Origin of the sequence: Mycobacterium sp. (genome assembly GCF_035697385.1) — a bacterium.
In the GTDB taxonomy this organism is placed as follows: Bacteria; Actinomycetota; Actinomycetes; order Mycobacteriales; family Mycobacteriaceae; genus Mycobacterium.
This window is the reverse complement of record NZ_DASSCY010000095.1, coordinates 1-16,316: the sequence shown is the minus strand read 5'-3', so window position 1 is coordinate 16,316 and position 16,316 is coordinate 1. Positions and strand designations below refer to the sequence as shown.

At 65.6% G+C, this 16,316-nt stretch carries 17 protein-coding genes, 1 tRNA gene and 2 pseudogenes; 9 read left to right on the top strand and 11 right to left on the bottom strand.

Annotated features, from left to right (window positions below):
- A partial coding sequence (gene lnt / locus VFH65_RS08680; protein ID WP_353320740.1) for an apolipoprotein N-acyltransferase occupies positions 1 to 1,260 on the top strand: 1,260 nt, incomplete at its 5' end.
- Here lnt and VFH65_RS08675 read toward each other — a convergent pair.
- Positions 1,223 to 1,666, bottom strand: coding sequence for a universal stress protein (locus VFH65_RS08675; protein ID WP_353320739.1), 444 nt, complete (start codon positions 1,664 to 1,666; stop codon positions 1,223 to 1,225). The two genes, lnt and VFH65_RS08675, sit on opposite strands and share 38 nt — an antisense overlap.
- 783 nt (positions 1,667 to 2,449) lie before the next feature.
- Here VFH65_RS08675 and VFH65_RS08670 point away from each other — a divergent pair.
- Positions 2,450 to 3,112, top strand: a complete 663-nt coding sequence (locus tag VFH65_RS08670; RefSeq protein WP_353320738.1) for a UdgX family uracil-DNA binding protein — start codon at positions 2,450 to 2,452, stop codon at positions 3,110 to 3,112.
- A gap of 8 nt (positions 3,113 to 3,120) precedes the next feature.
- On the top strand, positions 3,121 to 3,981 hold the full coding sequence (locus tag VFH65_RS08665) for an alpha/beta fold hydrolase (RefSeq protein ID WP_353320737.1): 861 nt from the start codon (positions 3,121 to 3,123) through the stop codon (positions 3,979 to 3,981).
- Here the strand turns inward: VFH65_RS08665 and VFH65_RS08660 are convergent.
- Positions 3,978 to 4,775, bottom strand: coding sequence for a nitrilase-related carbon-nitrogen hydrolase (locus tag VFH65_RS08660; RefSeq protein WP_353320736.1), 798 nt, complete (start codon positions 4,773 to 4,775; stop codon positions 3,978 to 3,980). The two genes, VFH65_RS08665 and VFH65_RS08660, sit on opposite strands and share 4 nt — an antisense overlap.
- A 121-nt stretch (positions 4,776 to 4,896) precedes the next feature.
- Here VFH65_RS08660 and VFH65_RS08655 point away from each other — a divergent pair, with 121 nt between their 5' ends.
- Entirely contained in the window at positions 4,897 to 6,309 is a 1,413-nt protein-coding gene (locus tag VFH65_RS08655; protein ID WP_353320735.1) for a purine-cytosine permease family protein, read from the top strand.
- Here VFH65_RS08655 and VFH65_RS08650 read toward each other — a convergent pair.
- The 3 genes from VFH65_RS08650 to VFH65_RS08640 all read right to left on the bottom strand — a co-directional run bounded on the left by VFH65_RS08650 (position 6,300) and on the right by VFH65_RS08640 (position 7,663).
- A complete protein-coding gene (locus VFH65_RS08650) occupies positions 6,300 to 6,731 on the bottom strand; it encodes a type II toxin-antitoxin system Rv0910 family toxin (protein WP_353320734.1) in 432 nt (143 codons plus the stop codon). The genes VFH65_RS08655 and VFH65_RS08650 overlap by 10 nt on opposite strands.
- A gap of 33 nt (positions 6,732 to 6,764) precedes the next feature.
- Positions 6,765 to 6,835: transfer RNA gene (locus tag VFH65_RS08645), tRNA-Cys, on the bottom strand.
- A gap of 60 nt (positions 6,836 to 6,895) precedes the next feature.
- Complete coding sequence (locus VFH65_RS08640) at positions 6,896 to 7,663, bottom strand: DUF899 domain-containing protein (protein WP_353320733.1); 768 nt, start codon at positions 7,661 to 7,663, stop codon at positions 6,896 to 6,898.
- Between the two features lie 98 nt (positions 7,664 to 7,761).
- Here VFH65_RS08640 and VFH65_RS08635 point away from each other — a divergent pair, with 98 nt between their 5' ends.
- Positions 7,762 to 8,502, top strand: a complete 741-nt coding sequence (locus tag VFH65_RS08635; RefSeq protein WP_353320732.1) for an MgtC/SapB family protein — start codon at positions 7,762 to 7,764, stop codon at positions 8,500 to 8,502.
- Here VFH65_RS08635 and VFH65_RS08630 read toward each other — a convergent pair.
- On the bottom strand, positions 8,499 to 9,368 hold the full coding sequence (locus VFH65_RS08630; protein WP_353320731.1) for an SCO6745 family protein: 870 nt from the start codon (positions 9,366 to 9,368) through the stop codon (positions 8,499 to 8,501). The two genes, VFH65_RS08635 and VFH65_RS08630, sit on opposite strands and share 4 nt — an antisense overlap.
- A 59-nt stretch (positions 9,369 to 9,427) precedes the next feature.
- Here VFH65_RS08630 and VFH65_RS08625 point away from each other — a divergent pair.
- Positions 9,428 to 10,145, top strand: a pseudogene (locus tag VFH65_RS08625) (5'-methylthioadenosine/adenosylhomocysteine nucleosidase).
- Here VFH65_RS08625 and VFH65_RS08620 read toward each other — a convergent pair.
- Positions 10,111 to 11,520 (bottom strand): MFS transporter, encoded by a 1,410-nt coding sequence (locus tag VFH65_RS08620; RefSeq protein WP_353320730.1) that lies wholly within the window; start codon positions 11,518 to 11,520, stop codon positions 10,111 to 10,113. The pseudogene VFH65_RS08625 and the gene VFH65_RS08620 overlap by 35 nt on opposite strands.
- 34 nt (positions 11,521 to 11,554) lie before the next feature.
- Positions 11,555 to 11,902: pseudogene (locus VFH65_RS08615) on the bottom strand (cytochrome P450); the annotation flags it as partial.
- 227 nt (positions 11,903 to 12,129) lie between these two features.
- Between VFH65_RS08615 and VFH65_RS08610 the strand changes: the two are divergent.
- The gene (locus VFH65_RS08610) at positions 12,130 to 12,468 is read left to right on the top strand and encodes a hypothetical protein (RefSeq protein ID WP_353320729.1); all 339 of its coding nucleotides are present in this window, start codon (positions 12,130 to 12,132) and stop codon (positions 12,466 to 12,468) included.
- 22 nt (positions 12,469 to 12,490) lie between these two features.
- On the opposite strand, the gene VFH65_RS08605 is transcribed toward VFH65_RS08610, so the two are convergent.
- Both VFH65_RS08605 and uvrB read right to left on the bottom strand, forming a co-directional pair.
- Positions 12,491 to 12,616, bottom strand: coding sequence for a hypothetical protein (locus VFH65_RS08605; RefSeq protein WP_353320728.1), 126 nt, complete (start codon positions 12,614 to 12,616; stop codon positions 12,491 to 12,493).
- A gap of 144 nt (positions 12,617 to 12,760) precedes the next feature.
- Complete coding sequence (uvrB, locus tag VFH65_RS08600) at positions 12,761 to 14,920, bottom strand: excinuclease ABC subunit UvrB (protein ID WP_353320727.1); 2,160 nt, start codon at positions 14,918 to 14,920, stop codon at positions 12,761 to 12,763.
- A gap of 71 nt (positions 14,921 to 14,991) precedes the next feature.
- Between uvrB and VFH65_RS08595 the strand changes: the two genes are divergently transcribed.
- Both VFH65_RS08595 and VFH65_RS08590 read left to right on the top strand, forming a co-directional pair.
- Entirely contained in the window at positions 14,992 to 15,291 is a 300-nt protein-coding gene (locus VFH65_RS08595) for a hypothetical protein (protein ID WP_353320726.1), read from the top strand.
- 85 nt (positions 15,292 to 15,376) lie between these two features.
- A complete protein-coding gene (locus VFH65_RS08590; RefSeq protein WP_353320725.1) occupies positions 15,377 to 15,817 on the top strand; it encodes a DUF402 domain-containing protein in 441 nt (146 codons plus the stop codon).
- 253 nt (positions 15,818 to 16,070) lie between these two features.
- Here the strand turns inward: VFH65_RS08590 and VFH65_RS08585 are convergent.
- On the bottom strand, positions 16,071 to 16,316 hold a 246-nt coding region (locus tag VFH65_RS08585), incomplete at its 5' end, for a DUF1206 domain-containing protein (protein WP_353320724.1).

Below are 16,316 nucleotides of genomic sequence, written 5' to 3'. Positions count from 1 at the left end.
GCAGGCCCGCTGCTGCCGGTGATGGCGATCGGGCTCGGTGCGCTGTGGCTGCCGTGGGGTTGGGCGGCGCACCGGCTGCTGTCGGGTCAGCTGACCACCGGCCGCATGCTGGCCGCTGTCCTGATCCTGCCCAGCGCATGGGTGGCCGCCGAAGCCGCGCGGTCATGGGAGCGGCTCGGCGGGCCGTGGGCGCTGCTGGGTGCCTCGCAGTGGAATCAGCCCGCGACGCTGGCCTCGGCGTCGATCGGTGGCGTATGGCTGACCAGCTTCCTCATCGTCGCCGTCAACACCGCGATCGTCGGCGCCATCGCGCTGCGGTCCGCTCGGGTGGTCGCGATCGCGGTTGCCGTCGGGGTCGCGGCGGTCGGGCCTGCGTGGTTCTGGTTCGGACCGTCACCCACACCGGCCTCGACGGTGAAGATCGCACTCGTCCAGCCAGGAGACATCGAGGACGCGACTGCACGGCAGACCGCGGGCGAGGCGATCACCGAGACTCTCGCCGGTCGCAGCGTCGACCTGATCGTGTGGGGGGAAAGCAGCGTCGGGGTCGATCTCAGCAGCCATCGTGAGGCGTTGGCGCGCCTGGTCGACCTGTCGCGGCGGGCCGGCGCAGACGTGCTCGTCAACGTCGATGCGCGGTCGCCGGGCGGCGGCATCTACAAGTCGTCGGTGCTGATCGGACCCGACGGGTCACGCGGCGCGTACGCGAAGACCCGGTTGGTGCCGTTCGGTGAATACGTGCCGCTGCGGCCGCTGTTCGGCTGGGCCACCCGGCACACCAAGGCCGCGGCCGAGGACCGGCGCCGCGGCGATGGGTTGGTCGTGTTGAACTCGGGCTCGCTCGCGATCGGCCCGTTGATCAGTTTCGAGACGACGTTCTCGGACCTGGCCCGCCGGGAAGTGCAGCTGGGCGCGCAGCTGTTGGCGTATCAGAGCTCCACGTCGAGCTTTCAGGGCAGCTGGGCGCAGCCGCAGCTGGCCAGCATGGTCGCCGTGCACGCGGTCGAGGTGGGACATCCAGCGGTGCATGCGGGGTTGTCAGGTGTCAGCTCGGCATTCGACGCGCAGGGTCACAAAGTCGGCTGGTTTCCGGCGAGCGACCGCGGTGTGCTGGTGGTCGACGTTCCGCTTGCGTCGCAGACCACCGTCTACCAACGACTCGGAGACTGGGTGCTGGGGCTGGCGTTCTCGGTTGTCGTCGGTGCCGGCGCCGTAGCGGCGGTTAGGGCGTGGTGTGCACGATCAGCACGTCGGTCTTAGACCGGCGTGCGACGTTGGCGGGCACCGAGCCGAGCAGCCGGCCCGCGATGGTGCTCAAGCCGACGTTGCCGACCACGAGGAGATCCGCACCGATCTCCTCGGCGAGCTCGACCAATGCGTCAACCGGCGCACCGACGATCGCCTTCTCCTCGATGTTGGCCGCGCCTGCGGCCTTTGCGCGGTCACGTGCCTCGCGCAGGATCGCGTAGATCGGAGCGTTGCCAGACATCTTGTAACCCTCGTCTTTGAGGACGTCGGCCGCGCGTTGGTCTTCGGACTGGGGAAAGTACGCCGTTGCGACGATCAATTTGGCGTCTGCTCCGGCGATGTTGCCCGCCTTCTCCACCGCGCGCAGCGATGAATCCGATCCGTCCGTGCCGACCAGAACGGTCTGATACGCGCTCATCCATACCCTCCAGTGTTGGTTGCAACGCCACCCGAGACAGTAACCCGTTGCCAGCCAGAACAGGGTGCGAATCACCACACCCGAATGCCATTTGCCCAGGATTACGCCCTATTTACGCTAGCAACGTCACCCTGGGCCGCTGTACGTGACCTCGCCTACACGCCATGCCGTTGGTCGAAATTCGACATCGGAGGCTGCGGTGCATCGACGGCAAAGTCGCTGTCCGAGAACGTGTATCGGTACCACGGGGCGTCGTCACAGCGGCCGAGGCGGGGCCGCAAGTTGCTGAATGCGCGATATACGGTCGGATACGGCTGACCGTTGTAGTGCTGGAGGATTTCTTTCCAGGTCCGCGGCGCGTCGCCGATCCGACTGTGGATCGAACGGAATAGTGCAATCCGTACTCAATTTCGATGCGGCGCCCGGCGGCACGTGGCCGCTCGGACCATCGCAATCTTCGGCAGCGCTAATTTTCGAGCACGACAACTTACCGCAGGCGCGCACCTACTTCACATTGGCGCCCGCGAACTTCAGCGAAGAGGACTGCCGCGAGCAACTCGGGGGCTGCGCGAACGATCTGGCCGGCCCGCACGGGGCGATGTCACCCAAAGTGCAACGCCGGCAATGACTATCGCGGTGAGGTACGTACTTTTGTTGCAGCATGGACGAGAGGACCGGCACCGTGCTCAGTGAAGACCTCGAAGCGGAATCGCACACTGCTGCAACGAAGACGGCAACGGACATGTGCGAATGGCCGGCCCCCATCCGGGGTAACCGCTATCCATGGCTGCACAAAGCGCCGCGGATTTCGTCCCTGACACGCACGACCTGGACGAGCTGTCGACCGCGGCCCACAGCTGCAAGGGCTGCGACCTGTACCTGAACGCGACGCAGACCGTCTTCGGTGAAGGGTCGCCGGACGCCGACATCATGCTCGTCGGGGAACAACCTGGTGACCAAGAGGACAAGGCGGGCGCACCGTTCGTCGGGCCGGCGGGAAAGCTGCTCGACAAGGCGCTGGCGGCCGCCGACGTCGACCGCGACCGGCTCTACGTCACCAACGCCGTCAAGCACTTCAAGTTCACCCTTCCCGAACGGGGCAAACGGCGAATACACAAGACACCCAGCCGTACCGAGGTGGTGGCCTGCAGGCCGTGGCTCTTCGCCGAAATCATGACTGTGCAGCCAGACGTGGTTGTGCTGCTCGGGGCGACGGCAGCCAAAGCGTTGATGGGAAACGATTTTCGGCTCACCGCGCACCGCGGCGAGGCGCTGCACCTGCCGATGGCCGAGGAGACGACAAATCTCGATATCGATCCGGAGGTCGTGGTTTCCGCCCACCCGTCGGCGGTGCTGCGCGGACCGCCCTCGGACCGGGAAAAGGCGTTTGACGCGTTGGTGTCGGATCTGCGGTTCGCCGCCGGCCTGCGGCCGGGTAAGACATGATCGACTAGATGCAGCTCACTGTCGATCGCGTCGTCCGGCTGCGGGACGGACGGTCGATGGGTTATGCGCAATATGGGACGCCGGACGGCTTCCCGGTGGTCAATGCCCATGGTGGTCTCGCCTGCCGTCTCGACGTCGCCTCCGCGGATGCGGTCGCCACCGAGTGCGGCATCCGGCTCATCTCCCCCGATCGAGCAGGAGTCGGGCTATCCGATCCGCAGCCGGGCCGCACCGTGCTGGACTGGGCGCACGACGTCGCCGAGCTGCTCGACCACCTCGACGTCGACCGCTTCGCGGTGATGGGCTGGTCGATGGGCGGGCAGTATGCGGCGGCCGTCGGTCACGCACTGCCGCACCGGGTGACCCGGGTGGCGATCATCGCGGGCGCGCTGCCGCTCACCGAGCCCGGTGTGTTCGCCGAGCTGCCGGCGATGGACCGCTTCCTCACCCGGATGTCTCAGCGGGCACCGTGGCTGGCGCAACAGTGGTTTCGGATGATGCGCTTGGCCGCCCGCATCGCGCCGACACCGTACGGGCGCCTCGCCGCACGCGAACTCGGCCCGGCCGACGGCGCGGTGATCCGCGACGACGGGTTCGACACCTTCGCCAAGATGTCGCGGGAGGCGGCGCGCCAACTGTCCGGCGCCGTCGAGGAGTACCGGGCCTGGATGCGGCCGTGGGGATTCGCTCCCGAAGATCTCGCGGTGCCCGTCGACGTGTGGGCAGGCAGCAAGGACGAGCTCGTCGACCCCGGCTGGCCCCAGCGTCTCGCACACCGAATTCCGGGCGCTACCTTGAATATTCGTGACGGCGGCCACTTCATGGCACACCTGCACTACCGGGAGATCTTCGAGTCCCTGCGCGGTTAGTAAAGGTCGACGCGGCGGTCGGTGAGCAGGTTGACGTGCTCGGTCAGCGTCTTGTCGTGGGTGAGCGTCAGGTCGATATCGGCGATGGCCATCGCACTACCCGGGCCTGCGGCAGCGGCGACCCATCCGTCGGGGTCGACGATCGCGGTGCCCTCGGTCCACTGCTGGCCGCGTTCCACGCCTGCCCGATCGCAGCAGGCGACGGCGATCTTGTTAGTGCGGGCGGTCGACATCGCGGTGATGACCTCGCCGGGCCGCTCACCGGCCGGCCGCGCGAACAGTGGCCAATTCACCGGAACGGCGATCAGTTCCGCCCCGTCCAGCGCCACCCGCCGGGTGAGTTCGCCGAATTCGACGTCGTAGCAAACCATCACCGCGATATCGCCGTGTTTGGTCTTGACGACCGGGGGCAAGGTGTTGCCCGGGGTGAAGATCAGCTTCTCCCGATCCCACAGGTGGGTCTTGCGGTAAAGCGCGACGACCCCGTCCGCGTCCACCATCACCGCACTGTTGTACAGATTGCCGTCATCGCCGAATTCGCAGAACCCGCCGATGACGACCGAATCACCGGCTACCGCAGCCCAATTCGCGAACGAATCGCTGTCGGCGCGCAGCGCCACCGACCGGGCTTCGTCGGCGTCGTCGAACATGTAGCCGGACGTTGCCAGTTCGGGCAGCACGATGACGGCGGCGCCAGCGCCGACCGCTGTGCGAATCTGCGCGTCGATAAGCTCGGCGTTGGCCGCCAGATCACCGATCGTGGGGGCGAACTGCGCGCACGCGATCCTGGTCATGCATCGAAAGGCTACGGGAACCCTGCGATGTGGGCGCCTTGGACACTTTGTCCAATCTGATCAGCCCGTGAGGACAAATTCGCCATGGTGCCGCTGCGGCTGGCGGCGCATGGTGTGACCCGTGGAAACACCTGCAGTCTCCCGGATCGAAAGCCGGTCCATCGACTACGTTCCCGACAGCGAACGGCACGGCAAGGTCGGCCACCAGGGCCCCTTCTGGTTCGTCGGCAACTTCCAGCCGTTCACCCTTGCCCTCGGATTCGTCGGGCCAAGCCTCGGGTTGTCACTGTGGTGGAGCATCGTCGCGGGGATCGCCGGCATCGCCTTCGGAACGCTGTTCATGGCGTTCCACGCCACCCAGGGTCCGGTGCTCGGTCTGCCGCAGATGATCCAGTCGCGCGCCCAGTTCGGTTTCCGGGGCGTCCTGCTGCCGTTGATCGGCACCTTGTTCACCTTCGTCGGCTTCAACGTCGTCGATGTCGTCATCATCAAATCGGGGCTGCAGTCCATCTTCGGCTGGAATCCGGCTGTGGTGGCCGTGACGATCACGGTGATCGCCGCGTTGGTGGCGATTTACGGACATGACCTGCTGCACAAGTCGTTTCGCATTCTGTTCTGGATCTCGTTGCCGCTCTGGATAATTCTGACCGCCAGCGTGCTGTTCGGCGGGGTCACCGGAGGACCCGCCGTGCCCGGTGGCTTCACGTGGGTGGCTTTCCTGGCTCAGTTCGGCGTGGCGGCGTCCTACAACATCACGTACGCGCCGTATGTGTCGGACTACAGCCGTTACCTGCCCCGCGACACCAAGCCGGCGTCGATCATCGCGTCGGTGTTCATCGGTGCGGCAGGCTCGCCGGCCTGGCTGATCCCCCTCGGCGCTTGGATGGCCACCTATCTGGGGGCCAGCGACGCGCTGGCCGGCATCAACGAGACAGGGAATGCCGCTGTCCCGTACCTGGGCGCAGTGTTGGCGGTCGTAGCGACGCTCGTGTTGGTGGCGACGATGGGGCTGAACGCCTATAGCGGAATGCTCACCGTCGTAACGGCATTGGATTCGTTCAAACCCGTCAAGCCGACCCGTCGGCTGCGGGTGGTGACGATCGCCGGGCTCGCCGTGGCGTGGTTTGTGATGAGCCTGCTGCTGTCCAACGCGACGACGGCGTTGAACACAACGCTGTTGATCATGCTGTACCTGCTGGTCCCGTGGACCGCGGTAAACCTCACGGACTACTTCTTCGTCCGCCGCGGTCACTACGCGATCGCAGACCTGTTCACGCCCAACGGAATCTATGGTGCGTGGTCGTGGCGCGGGCTGACCGCGTTCCTGGTCGGCATTGTCGCGGAGATTCCGTTCGTGGTGCTGCCGTTCTTCGTCGGACCGGTCGCAGCGGCCATGGGCGAGGTCGACATCGCGTTCATCGTCGGCCTGGTGGTCTCGGGTGTGGTCTATGTGCTGCTGACTCGGTCACTCGATGTGGGGCACGAGCTGGAGCTCATCGAAGCCACCCCAGACCTGGCCGAGCGTCAGGCGTAAAGGGACTCGAACCGCTCAATGGAGCGCTCGATATCGCCCTTCACCGCTCGGGCAGCCACCGAGCCGATGGGGCCGAACAACGGCCTGCCGCCCAGCTCGATGTTGACGGTGAATGCGCAACCCGACGGCTTCGGCGCGACCGTCATCTTGAGCGCGTATTTGGTGCCGCCTACGCCACTGCCCGTCATTTCGAGCAGCCGGGGCGGGTCGAGTTTCCGCACGGTCCACGTGACCCGGTTGCGCAGCCCCTTGGCGGCGGCGACGCCGACGAGTGTCGCGCCTTCGGTCAGCTCGGCCGGCACCTCACCTCGCCAACCCTCATGCATCTGCAGCCAATCGCCCAACTCGGACAGGTTGGACGCATGTGCCCACGCGTCCTCGGGACTCAGCGACAGTTCACGCGACAACTCCAGCTTGGCCACGCCCAAATGTTAGGCGGGCCAAGCTGGCATCGGAGCGGATGACGGGATTCGAACCCGCGTAAACGGCTTTGCAGGCCGGTGCCTAGCCATTCAGCCACACCCGCACGGGATACGACCTTGCCATGGTGGCCGGCACCGGCCCAGCGTTTGGATCGCGATGATCGCTACTTGTCCTCAGGCATCGGTACGCCTACGCCTTCAACACCTTGCGGCCAGCCCGCCGGTGAGTCCTCCCACGTCTCTTGCCTGCCGTACGGCGTGAGATCGAGGAACGGATACCCTGGCGCCGAATGGTCCAGGCCACGGGCGAACGCCGAGTACGTGTGGAACACCTCGTCGCCGCGGCGCAGGAACACGCTGGCTCCCGGCCAGTCGCCCTGCAAGTCGTCGTCGCCAAAGCCGGCCGCGTGCAGCTCATCGAGTGACTTGTAGTTGTACTCGATCGACGCCCGCTCCGCGTTCAGCGTCACGTGGTAGTCGTAGGTGAAGTCGTTGTCGCGCGATGAGTACCACGGGAACGTCCACTCCGGATGTTTCGCCTTGTACCGCGCGATGCTGGCGTACGGGGCACGCGAGATCGCCGCGAACGTCACGCCCTTGGCGTTCAACAGCGCCCGATCCTTCTCCGTGAACGTCAGATCGGCCGCCATCGTGCAGCTCGGGCATCCTTCATCGATCGCGTCAATCCACATGAAGTGGTGGACATAGAGCTGGGGACGTCCCTCGAACAGGTCGATAAAGCGACGTTCGCCGTCGGGACCCTCGAATACGTAGTCCTTCTCTACCTTCACCATCGGCAGCCGGCGACGCTCCGCGTTAACAGCGTCCCGCAGGTGGGTGACCTCACGTTCGCGCGAAAGCAGTTTCTTGCGGGCTGCCAGCCATTCGTCACGGGTGGCAGCGGCGGGATATGCGGTAACTGTCGTGGGCATATGTATCACTCCTAGAAAACTCGAATTACGCCTCGATAAATAGACTTCGCGGCGCGGCGAAAGTCATCGGAGGACCGTCGCCGGGATAATTTGTGCGCATGGATCTCTGGCTGGCCGCGGATCCGCCGTTCTTCGGCGGCCCAGGACAGGGCACGCGACAGATCGTCGAGCTGTTTGTGGCCTTCGGCCTGACGGCGCTCATCGGGCTCGAGCGCGAGCTTCAAGGCAAGAGCGCCGGACTGCGCACCCAGACCATCGTCGGCACGGCCGCTGCCCTGATCCTGCTGGTCAGCAAGTACGGGTTTTCCGATGTGCTGCAGGACAACCTCGTCGTCGTCGACCCGTCCCGCGTCGCGGCCCAAATCGTCTCGGGCATCGGCTTTCTCGGCGCGGGCATCATCATCTTCCGGCGTGGCTCGGTGCACGGCTTGACCACCGCGGCGGCCGTGTGGGAATCGGCGGCCATCGGCATGGCCGCAGGCGCCGGCCTGCTGTTGCTTGCCGTCACCGTGACGGCGATGCATTTCCTCATCATGGTGGGTTTCATGCCGTTGGCGCGCCGGTTGGCCGCGCGGCTGACGGGGTCGACCCGCCTGCATGTCACGTACGAGGAGGGCCGAGGCGTGATGCGCCACCTCCTGCAAGCGTGCGAGCGGCGCCAGTGGCAGCTCACGGATTTGACGGCGGACTCACCGGGTGAGCCCCTCGGCGGGCCGGGATCTTCGGGCGTGATGTTGACACTTGTGGGCCGCGGCACCCTCGCCGCGCCGACGGTGCTGGCGGGCATCGACGGCGTGACGTCCGTGCGTCAGCTCGATGAGGACCCCGACGCCGACTAGCGGGGCTCGCCGTAGCGCGGGCCGAACGCCTCACCGGGAAACAGCTTCGCCGACTTCACGGCTTCTCGTATCGCTTGACCCACCGACGCGACCGCCGCGGCGTCGTCGTCGTCAGACATCGTCGACCACGGGGCGAAGCCCAGCTCATCGGTGAGATCCTCTATGCTGGAACGCAATTCGATCGCAGCAGGAGTGAGTGCGTCGGCATCGTCGAGCAGCCCGCGCTCGCGTAGCTCCTTCGCACAGCTTGCCCATTGCTCCTCACTCCAGCCGCGCAGCCCGCGTGCGAACTCCACCGAGAACCCGATACCTGCGGCGGTATGCGTGATCAGCGCCTCTAGTCCGCTCAGCCCGTTGGCGATCAGCGCCGCGATGTGCCCGTCGCCCCGGTACTCGCGCAGCAGCGTCACCGCATGCCACAGCTGTCCGTGGGCCGATTCGGGCCATGGTAGCGCCGCGTGTGCCGAATAAAGTGCCCGGCCATCGCCGTTGGGGATCGCTTCAGCGGTGCGGCGCAGGATCGCCGCGGCGCGTGCCAACTCGTCGGAGTGCGCCAAGTCACCGAGCACCCGCGGCACCCCCGCCTCGATGACCTCGTAGCGAACCGACGTCACCGTTTCCGGTGATGCCAGCTCCCAGGCAGCGGGAATGGATTTCGCCACCAGGTCGGGGTTGAAGTTATAGAACGTCGCCGCAACGACTTCCGCGCTGACAGCACCCATCGGGGCCGAGCGCGCCGCGAAGTACGGCATCCGGCCCCGCATGCCCAGGGCGCCGAATCGTTCCGCAGCGTCCGGAATGAAATACGAGATCGAGTGGAGAATGTCGATGGTCCGAAGAAGCCGTCCAGCGGCGAAGGCGTCCACGGCCCGACCTTAGACCGCGCCACGTTGCTTCAAGTCCACGGGTCGCGGCACACTTCGGTGTGACCATCGGACTGATCTGCGCCATCCCGCAGGAGCTCGCACACCTACGCAAGGTCCTCGCCCACACCGGCAGCGAGGATGTGGCGCACACCCTATTCGACACCGGCACGATCGACGGCCATCCCGTCGTCTTGGCCGGTTCGGGGATGGGCAAGGTGAACGCCGCATTGGTCACCACGCTGCTTGCTGACCGATTCCATTGCCGCGCAATTATTTTCTCGGGTGTGGCAGGTGGACTCGATCCCGCTCTAGCCATCGGCGACGTCGTGGTTGCCGATCGGATCATCCACCACGACGCGGGCGTCCTCCAGAATGAGCGCCTGCAGACCTATCAGCCGGGGTACGTGCCGTTCATCAGACCCACCGAACAGCTGGGGCTACCAGGTCGACCCCGCACTGATGAACCTTGTGAACGACCGTCTGGAATCGGTCGAGCTGCCCGGCCAACTCGTGTACGGCACCGTGCTATCCGGCGACCAGTACCTGCACTGCGAGGTCACCCGCGACCGGCTCCATCGCGAATTCGGCGGCCGAGCCGTCGAGATGGAAGGCGGCGCCGTCGCGCAGGTCTGCGAAGCATTCGGCATCCCCTGGCTGGTCATCCGCGCGCTGTCCGACCTCGCCGGTGGGAGCTCGCGCTTCGACTTCCCGACTTTCGTCGATCAGGCGGCCGCGACCTCGGCTACGATTCTGCGGCGGCTGCTGCCCGTGCTCTGAACGAGGCGACGCAACCGACAGCCGCCAGCACCGCAAAAGCGGCGAACGCCCAGCGCGCCGGCGTCGCGTCGCCGGTGTCGGTCATGTTGACCACGACACCGGCCAGGCCGGCCCCGAACGCGCCACAGATCAGCTGAACGGTGTTGATGGCGGCGGCCGCCGCCGGGCCTTCGGCGGGGTCGTCGACGCAGCTCATCGCCCACGCGGACAAGTGCGGCCAGGCGATTCCCACTCCGGTGCCGGTGATCAACAGCGCCAGCGCCCACACCGCGACCAACCCGAAGGACGCGTCGTCGTACTGGGTCACCGCGCCCAACGCCAGTCCGACAGCCATCACCAACGGCGCGAAAGCGACGGTCCGCGCAATCAGCCGGTTGCTGCGCAGCGACGCGCTGCTGATCTCACCGACGGTCCAGCCGATGGCAAGACCCGCGCCGAGGAAGCCCGCCGCCACCGGTGTCAGGTGTGCCAGCCGCTGGCCGAACAGCGGCACGTACATGTCCACCATCGTCGCGGCCATCAATACGCCGAGTGTCAGGTAGATCCATTTCAACGGTCCTGAGCCAAATGCGCTGGGCGGCAGCACCGCTGCCGGAAGGCGGCGATCCACGTACAAGAACACGCCAACCAGCGCGGCCCCAAGGACCAGCAGCCCAGCGGTCGCGCGTGCATCGTGCGGCACCCCAGCCACGCTGACGGCCAGCGCCGCCGCGCCGAGCAGCAACAGCGACCACACCGGTATCGGCGTACGCGCGTCGTCAACACCGCTGGTTACGCGCCGCCCGGGCAGCGCGATCGGGACCAGGACGGCCATCGCGACGGTCAGAATGACAAGCACACCGAATGCCCAACGCCACGAACCGAATTGGGCGAACAAGCCGCCGGCCGCCGGGCCGACGAGGGTGCCAACTCCCCACATCGCCGAGACCAACGCCGACGCCTTCGTCCACAATGACCTCGGCAACGCGGTGTTGATCACCGCGTACCCCAGGCCGGCAAGCAGGCCACCGGCGGCCCCCTGGACCGTGCGGCCAACCAACAGGATCTCCATCGTCGGTGCGGCCGCGCAGACCACGCTACCTGCGCCGAACACGCTGAGGCCCAACAGGTATGACCACCGCGGCCCCAACCGCATCACTGCCGAGTGGACGGTGGTCGCCGCCACCACAGATGCGACCAGGTACACCGTGGTAACCCACGCATAGAACCGCTGGCCGCCGATGTCGGCGACGGCACTGGGCATCAGGCTGATGGTGAGGAACTCGTTCGTCGCGTAAAGCGCAACCCCTCCGGCGAGCACGATGCAGGCCCCAAGGGTCTTCGGGCCCAACAGCTCACGCCAGCTGCCCGTGGTGATCGCCGCGGTATCGGTCACGTCAGCCACGCTAGAGCCTCAACCATGGTTGAGATCAAGCGACGTTCTCGTCGACCGAGAGGATCCGCGCGTACGGACCTCGGCGGGGACGCATCGCAGCCAGTCCGACGGGCCTCGTATCGACTGCCTCGACCTGCAACGCGGTGCGTGCGAGCTGCTGCTCCTCCAGCAGCACCGTCATCTCGGTGGTGGCGAATGCGTCACCGAGGCAGCGGTGCGGTCCGCCGCCGAATGGCAAGAACTCGTGCGGTCCAGGCTTGCGATACTCGGGCCCTGCCGGATCCCACCGGGTGGGGTTGAACCTCAGCGGTTCTGGCCACAGCTCGGGCAACCGGTGGGTGACATATGGACTGAAGATGAGCATGCTGCGCGCCGGCATGCGAACACTTGCGAATGCGCACGTACGGCTTTACACCCTGACTACCAAGCGTCTACCGCCGCGCAGGTGTCATCCGGGTTGACGATGACGAATCCTGCCGCTTCCAGTCGACGGGCCGCGTTTGACATGGGTTGATATGCTCGCTTCGGCTGTGAGGTGTATGACCTCGTGGCCTATTTTGTGCCCTCGGCTACCTCTGGCCGGGGGCCTTCTTCGTATCTGGAGGAAGCATGACTGAACTCATCTCAGACGGAGGGCAGACGTGGGCGGTTCCAGCGATTGCCGATGCTCTGTGCGACATGTTCAAGAAAGACCCGAACTGGTCGCTGTTTAACGACGGCGGCCATGAGCGGTTCAGCGACGGGCAGGACGACGACCGGGTGTGCCCTGAATGCGGCGCGTTGTGGGGATTCATCTGGATGTGTATGTGGGTGAACCGCACGCTCAACATGTGGGCCAACATCGACTCGTTCTATTGCCCGAACAATCATCACTGGACCCTGGTATGCGTCCCGCCCGTAGACATTGATCAATCAGGTTTCTCGGGAGTTGGTTGGGCCGCAACTTAGTCGACGGGCCCGTCCCATGCTGTCATCTCGGTGGTGTGGGACGGGCCTTTTGTTCGTAGAACTCCCAACACATGCCGGGATCGTTCTCATTGCCGTCGATGAACTGCGACAACGTATCCACGACCACGAAGTTGACCCGTTTGGCCAAGCAGATACACGTAGCGAAATGGCCCAAAGCCCAAGGTGGATACCGGGCCGAAGCGCCGGTAGATTTCGAGCAGCGCATCGTGGGGCCGCGTTGCCATGCCGATGGTGCTTCACGCCAGATCGACCGCGCGCATGCTCCGAAACCTCACTTCAGACCTGCGGCGTCCATGCCGCGCAGTTCCTTCTTCAGGTCGTGGATCTCGTCGCGAATGCGGGCGGCCAACTCGAACTGCAAATCCCGTGCGGCAGCCATCATTTGGTCGGTGAGTTCCTTGATCAGGTCGGCGAGTTCAGCCCGCGGCATGTTGGTGGTGTCGCGGCCTTCCACGATGCCTGCGCTGACCGCGCGGCCCGGTTCACCCTGTGCGCGACGGCCTCGAGACGCGTTACGACCCGAACCACCGACCTCCACGGCTTCATCGTCACTGGCCTCCCTATATACCTGATCGAGGATGTCGGCAATCTTCTTACGCAGCGGCTGCGGATCGATGCCGTGCTCCGTGTTGTAAGCGATCTGCTTGGCACGGCGCCGCTCGGTCTCGTCGATCGCCTCCTTCATCGAATCGGTGATCTTGTCGGCATACATGTGCACCTCGCCGGAGACGTTGCGCGCCGCGCGGCCAATGGTCTGGATCAGGCTGCGTGGTGACCGCAGGAAGCCTTCCTTGTCGGCGTCGAGGATCGCCACCAGCGACACCTCCGGAAGGTCGAGGCCCTCCCTCAGAAGGTTGATGCCCACCAGCACGTCGTAGTCGCCGAGGCGCAGCTGCCGCAGCAGCTCGACGCGCCGCAGTGTGTCGACCTCCGAGTGCAGGTAGCGCACCCGGATACCCATCTCGAGCAGGTAATCGGTGAGGTCCTCCGCCATCTTCTTGGTCAGCGTGGTGACCAGCACGCGCTCGTCACGGTCGGCACGCTTGCGGATCTCCCCGATCAGATCGTCGATCTGCCCCTTCGTCGGCTTGACCACCACCTGTGGATCGACCAGGCCGGTCGGGCGAATGACCTGCTCGACGAACTCGCCGCCGGTCTGGCTCATTTCGTACGGGCCGGGCGTTGCCGACAGATATACCGTCTGCCCGATCCGGTTGGCGAACTCCTCCCAGGTCAGCGGCCTGTTGTCGACGGCCGACGGCAGCCGGAACCCGAAGTCCACCAGATTGCGCTTGCGGGACATGTCGCCCTCGTACATGCCACCGATCTGCGGCACCGTCACATGCGACTCGTCGATGACGAGCAGGAAGTCATCCGGGAAGTAGTCGATCAGTGTGGCCGGCGCCGAGCCCGCCGGGCGGCCGTCGATATGGCGCGAATAGTTCTCGATGCCCGAACAGAAGCCGACCTGGCGCATCATCTCGACGTCGTAGTTGGTCCGCATCCGCAGCCGCTGAGCCTCCAGCAGCTTGCCCTGGCCCTCAAGCTCGGCAAGCCGCCCTTCGAGTTCGGCCTCGATGGTGGAGATCGCGTGCGCCATCCGATCCGGACCTGCCACGTAGTGCGTGGCCGGGAAGATTCGCAGGGAATCCACCTTGCGGACGATGTCGCCGGTCAGAGGGTGCAGGTAGTACAGCTCCTCGATCTCGTCGCCGAAGAACTCGATGCGCACCGCCAGCTCTTCGTACGACGGGATGATCTCCACGGTGTCGCCCCGCACCCGGAACGAGCCCCGGGTAAACGCCAGGTCATTGCGGTTGTACTGGACGTCGACCAGCAGCCGCAGCAACGCGTCGCGCGGCACCTCCTCGCCGACCTTCAGCTCGACCGACCGGTCCAGGTAGGACTGCGGTGTGCCGAGGCCGTAGATGCAGGACACCGACGCCACCACAACCACGTCACGCCGGGACAGCAGACTCGACGTCGCCGAGTGCCGAAGCCGCTCGACGTCGTCGTTGATCGAGCTGTCCTTCTCGATGTAGGTGTCCGTCTGCGCGATGTACGCCTCGGGCTGGTAATAGTCGTAGTACGAGACGAAGTACTCAACACTGTTGTGCGGCAACATCTCCCGCAGTTCGTTGGCGATCTGGGCCGCCAGCGTCTTATTCGGCTCCATCACCAGGGTCGGCCGCTGCAATCGCTCGATCAGCCATGCGGTGGTGGCCGACTTGCCGGTGCCGGTGGCGCCCAGCAGCACCACGTCGCGCTCCCCCGCCTTGATCCGGCGCTCCAGCGCGTCGATGGCGGCGGGCTGGTCCCCGGCAGGCGAGTACGGGCTGACCACCTCGAACCGGTTGCCGGTGCGCACCATAGCGTCGACAGGGCGGTACTCCGAGTGCGCCAGCACGGGATGTTCGGTAGCGAAAGCCATATTCACCAGGTTAAGCGCGCACACCGACAAACTCATTCCCGTTGAGCACACCGCCGCGCTAGCGTGACGCGGTGCCCCAACCCGTACGGATCGCGCTGCGCCTGCTCGGCCTGGTGCTGCTGATTCTCGGTGCCGTCTGCCTGGTGCTTCTGTTCCAACCAGGCCCGCACGCCGTCGCCGAGGCCATGGGCGTCTCCTGCGCCTACTCGAAGCACGGCCCATCGGAGCAGTGCAGCTGGTGGGACGCCGCGACCCTGCTGTGGACCGGGTTCTGGGTGTCCGTGATCGCAGGAGTTGTGCTGCGGATCGTCACCCGCCCCGAGGGCAAGGGCCCGATGACGATCGACCTTCGCCGTCGCCCGCGCGGGTGAACGGCCCTATCCTCTAACCATCCACGCTCCCAAACACGAAACGTTCGATCTGAGCGCCCGCACCAATACCGATCCGAAAGGCATCGTGCGGGCCGTCGACGTCTACACCGTCGAGCCGTGGGGCCTGTACATGGCGCGACCGACGCCGGGCCGGGCCCAATTTCATTACATGGAGTCCTGGCTGTTGCCGTCATTGGGTTTACGCGCGACGGTGTTCCACTTCAACCCTGGCCATGAGCTCGACCAGGACTACTACCTGGACGTGGGCGAATACACGCCGGGCACAACCGTCTGGCACTCCGAGGACCACTACCTGGACTTGGTGGTACGCACCGGGATCGGGGTTGAGCTGTCCGATGTGGACGAGCTGTTGACCGCCGTCCGGCATGGTCTGCTGACCCCCGAAGCGGGCGAACAGGCGGTACAAACCGCGGTCGCCGCGATCGACGGTCTGGCGCGACACGACTATGACCTCAACCGCTGGCTTGAGGGCGTCGGCATGACCTTGACGTGGCGCGGCGCGTAGGCCGTCGCGCACCGCGGCTTTCTATTGCGCGTTCTGTGGATAGCCGGGCAATGACCACGGGCGGCAGTGGCCCGGTTGGCCCAGCGCCTCCTGGGTATACCTGGGCTACGGTGTTGTGCTCGGCCGGCCGCGCAGAACACCGAGGTTCCGGCGGTTCATACGAGTAGCTGCCGGAACCGACGGACCGATCTCCTATATGTCCCAGCATTTTTGACGTTGTCACCGGCGGACCGCCCGAGTCCGCCAGACGCGCTTACATTTTGGTGTATCGGGCCATGGCGAAGCTGTACAGGCCGTAGGTGATTATTCCCAGGCCGGCCGCGATCAGCAGCGCTGCGCCGTGGGGTTGGGCCCCGAGTGTTTTGAGGGCCCCGTCGAGTCCTGTGGCCGTGTTGGGCTCCGAACGACTGACCGCGACGATGACTAATACGCCTGCACCGGCGACGACCAGTCCTTTGGCGATGTAGCCGACCATGCCCAGTCGTCGCACGAGGTCGCT

Coding starts and splice junctions, on each gene's coding strand:
- VFH65_RS08675 (WP_353320739.1), bottom strand. CDS start 1,666: ATGAGCGCGTATCAGACCGTTCTGGTCGGCACGGACGGATCGGATTCA.
- VFH65_RS08670 (WP_353320738.1), top strand. CDS start 2,450: ATGGCTGCACAAAGCGCCGCGGATTTCGTCCCTGACACGCACGACCTG.
- VFH65_RS08665 (WP_353320737.1), top strand. CDS start 3,121: ATGCAGCTCACTGTCGATCGCGTCGTCCGGCTGCGGGACGGACGGTCG.
- VFH65_RS08660 (WP_353320736.1), bottom strand. CDS start 4,775: ATGACCAGGATCGCGTGCGCGCAGTTCGCCCCCACGATCGGTGATCTG.
- VFH65_RS08640 (WP_353320733.1), bottom strand. CDS start 7,663: ATGCCCACGACAGTTACCGCATATCCCGCCGCTGCCACCCGTGACGAA.
- VFH65_RS08635 (WP_353320732.1), top strand. CDS start 7,762: ATGGATCTCTGGCTGGCCGCGGATCCGCCGTTCTTCGGCGGCCCAGGA.
- VFH65_RS08610 (WP_353320729.1), top strand. CDS start 12,130: ATGACTGAACTCATCTCAGACGGAGGGCAGACGTGGGCGGTTCCAGCG.
- uvrB (WP_353320727.1), bottom strand. CDS start 14,920: ATGGCTTTCGCTACCGAACATCCCGTGCTGGCGCACTCGGAGTACCGC.